We start from the raw sequence: 3,284 nt of genomic DNA on the forward strand, positions 1-3,284 counted from the left end.
GCCGCGAGTGCATCGCAGCTATGGAGAACGCTCAAACCAACCATTTCCAAGTGTTCCTGATCCAGCGGCAGCGCATCAAACGTCTGGTCGATCTCAGCGCTATGGGTTGGATCGAGGTCCCCATGAATTCTCAAAGTCCTGAACGTCGAGTCCGGCAGGCCTGAACGATCTCGAATTTCATCGATCATGCTGTCGGCGGGAGGAAACGCCTCGAGAACCGTGATGTATCCGAGAAGCATGAGCGGATGATGGTGATGAAGCCAATAATACTGGGTGCCGACCAACCGCGCGACTTCGACGGAAGGGGTGATGGATAGCAGCCGCCTGGGATCGCACCCTGCAGTCTCAAGGTCCTCGAGTGCCCAGGTATCGTGATGCAGTTCTTCGGAAACATGATGCCGATAGTATTCTCCGAGCAAAGGAGCAAGCTTATCGGTTCCTTCCAGTTGATCGCATTTGACCGCTGCGGATTGCATGAGGGGAACCGACGCCCGCATGATTTGATGCAGCAAGACCAGGAAAGCGATCGTCATTTCCCGCGGAGGGTCGGTTCGCCAAAGGTCGCCAAAAGCCGCCCTCAGAGCGGGCATGCAGAGTTCGATTCTGCCTCTCACAACACCACTATTTGCTTGTCTTTCAAACATACCCATAGCGACACCCCGGAGAACAACAAACAAACCCGGGAAATCCTATCTCATTCCAGATGCCTTTCAAGTTCGTCTCAGTCAAAAGATGGATAGCTCTTTAGTATTAAAGAGTAGTACTGGACAGTTAACAGAGTGTCGTCCTATTGTTACTGGCGAGACATCCTCTCACAATCCCAAGATCACTGACAGAAATCTAGCAAACATCGAAAAATTGCTCAGGGCCTGAGGAGATCACAAATGGCGGACTTCCAGACAAATTTTAACAGGCTGAAGACTTCGAATGTCATTCCCGATGTGGACGAGAATTTGCTCCCGCAAGCGGTACGTGATGCGATCGCAAACCTAGGCGACGCCGAAATGGCGGTTCTCGAAAACATAAGTAAATCGACTGGGGCCCACATTTACATCAACAAGAACCACCAGGTCATCTGTGGACTCTGAAGTCGTGGTGTTGTCCGGTTTACTGGACCGGTGGCCGTTGTACGACCGCCGCAATGAGGGGCATGGCGCCTTAGAAGAGGCCAGACGCAAGCTGCTCCTCAAATCGACGATCGAGCAGGTCCCGGTCACGCGCATAGCCGACATCACGCCACTCGACGTCCTGGGCATTCCCGTGTTTGCAGCGGTCACTCCCCTGGCCCGAGACTTGACCACCCATCTGGGCAAAGGGGTGGACAAGGAGACGGCCCGCGTCAGTGCCATCATGGAGTCGATCGAGAGAGTTTGCGCAGAGGAGTTCGAGTGCCAGTCCCGGTATGCTACTTATCTCGAGCTTAAGGCTTCCGGTGCCGAGGTTGCCGATCCTCTAACCTTCGATCTTCCCCCGCTGACCAGTTATCGTCCGGATTCGCGGATTGAATGGGTCGAGGGTTGGGAATTCATCAGCGCTCGTCCGATCTGGGTTCCAGCCGACCTAGCGAGGTCTCCCGCAAAGGAAGGCATACTGGATCAGGTCGATACCAACGGCCTGGCTGCCGGGTTCACGCGTGGCCAGGCCGTGCGCAGCGCGCTTCTGGAGGTTGTCGAACGGGATGCCGTCAGTCAGCACCACTTTCTTTGAACAGTATGGACATGCGGGGGACGCCGGGCCTGCCGGACGCAGGATTGATGTGGAATCACTTCCTCCAGCACCCAAGGCGCTTGCCGAGCGCGCCAGGGAAGCAAACCTGGAACTCATCCTGGAAGATCTGACGAGCGACCTTGAGATACCGGTCATCTCGAGCACGCTGATAGACCCGCACTTTTGTAGTGCCGCGGGGCCAATGCCGTTGGTCGTTGCGGGGTGGGGCGCTGACCTTTTGGCCAGTGCCGCTGTTACACACGCTATCCTTGAGTCATTCCAGTCGAGGCTCGGGGTCATTCACGGTGCCCGTGACTCCTACAACCAGGTACCCTCTTCGCGGCGGGCCAGCCTATCCGCCGGGGTTCCTGCAGCCGAGCATGACTTCTCCACCATTCCCAATGCAATCTCGCCAGACCTCGAGTCAGAATTCGAATTTGTCCTGGAGAGGCTGAAATCCGCCGGACTTGCGCAGGTGATCGTGATTGACCTGAGCCGAAAGTCACTGGGCCTGCCCGTTGTGAGGGTGCGCGTACCCGGTCTGTCGCTCTTTACGGTCGACCCCCGCCGGGTTGGCTGGCGAAGTGCTAGGCACCTGCTCTAATGGGCACGTTGCGGATGCCGCCGGTCGTGTTCCTGGGGCCGAGCGCACCCGCTTCGGACATCCTGTCCATCTTGCCCGATGCGATCATCAGACCTCCGGCGAGGCGGGGGGATCTTTATGCCTGTCGCATCTTGAAGCACGAGTTCTTTCTGGTCCTGGATGGCGCATTCGGCAACGTCCTTTCCATTTCGCCGCGGGAAGTCGTTGACGTTGTCCAGGACGGGGCGGTCGTGGTCGGTGCCTCCAGCATGGGGGCGCTCCGGGCGGCGGATTGCGCGCCGGCAGGTGTGCATGGCGCGGGGATCATATTTCGGCTGTTCAAGGACCGGAGCATCTCCACGGAGGACGAGGTGGCAGTCCTCTTCCGCGAGGACAGGGCTTTTCCGGCGCTTACAGAACCATTGATCAATATGCGGATCGCGCTGCGGCGGGCTGCGAGGATCGGTCTCGTGGGAGCAGCCGAAGCCGAGGACGTCATCTCGGCAGCTCAATCGCTTCATTTTAGTCTGAGGACTTGGCCCAGCGCCTACCGGAAAGCCGGGCGCCACCTCTCCGGCGAACTGCTCGGCTTTTTCAAGGCGATCGATACAAAGCGCACCGACGCCGTTCAGGCCGCAAACAAGGTCTTGAAATTACGGGAGGTCGATCGAGGTCCACCCCGCGCTTCCAGATCACCTCAGCTGTTTGGACTGCTCGGCGATGGCAGGGGACGGGCCCCCGATGCGCTGAGTGGCGCGGACCGGCAACAGATCGAAGCCGAGTTCATCCAGTGGCTTTGCTGTTCCGGGAGGGGCTACCCACGGCTCGACAAGGAAATTGACTGGCTCAGCGGAGAATTGACGGTGCCGACGGCGTCGGTTTGGAATATCCTTGACGGCTCGGGTGAGCTAGAGGCCGAGCTGATGAGGTTCAACGTCTTTTGCAGGGCTGTCGCCGAAGCTCGGCGATGCGGCCTTCGGCCGGAAATCGAGGA

Annotated in this window: 5 protein-coding genes; 4 read left to right on the top strand and 1 reads right to left on the bottom strand. The window is 58.3% G+C overall.

Annotation, left to right across the window (positions count from 1 at the left end; all coding sequences use genetic code 11):
- Positions 1-650: iron-containing redox enzyme family protein (locus AC0C6X_RS29960; RefSeq protein WP_472956656.1), on the bottom strand; the 650-nt coding region annotated here is incomplete at its 3' end.
- 234 nt (positions 651-884) lie between these two features.
- Here AC0C6X_RS29960 and AC0C6X_RS29965 point away from each other — a divergent pair.
- From AC0C6X_RS29965 to AC0C6X_RS29980, 4 genes are all read left to right on the top strand, one after another.
- Positions 885-1,088 (top strand): hypothetical protein, encoded by a 204-nt coding sequence (locus AC0C6X_RS29965; protein ID WP_173514888.1) that lies wholly within the window; start codon positions 885-887, stop codon positions 1,086-1,088.
- Positions 1,089-1,125: 37 nt separating this feature from the next.
- Entirely contained in the window at positions 1,126-1,707 is a 582-nt protein-coding gene (locus AC0C6X_RS29970) for a YcaO-like family protein (protein ID WP_472956658.1), read from the top strand.
- Positions 1,679-2,311 carry a YcaO-like family protein gene (locus AC0C6X_RS29975; protein WP_472956660.1) on the top strand — a complete coding sequence of 211 codons (633 nt, stop codon included), beginning with the start codon at positions 1,679-1,681 and terminating at the stop codon, positions 2,309-2,311. Before AC0C6X_RS29970 ends, AC0C6X_RS29975 begins: the two co-directional genes overlap by 29 nt.
- Positions 2,311-3,284 (top strand): TfuA-like protein (locus AC0C6X_RS29980; RefSeq protein WP_472956662.1); only part of this gene is annotated, 974 nt, incomplete at its 3' end. The genes AC0C6X_RS29975 and AC0C6X_RS29980, both read left to right, overlap by 1 nt.

This window comes from Ensifer sp. VA4, from assembly GCF_055710065.1.

What these genes read in the sequence shown, in the direction of transcription:
- AC0C6X_RS29965 (WP_173514888.1), top strand. Translation starts at nt 885, where the DNA reads ATGGCGGACTTCCAGACAAATTTTAACAGGCTGAAGACTTCGAATGTC.
- AC0C6X_RS29975 (WP_472956660.1), top strand. Translation starts at nt 1,679, where the DNA reads ATGCCGTCAGTCAGCACCACTTTCTTTGAACAGTATGGACATGCGGGG.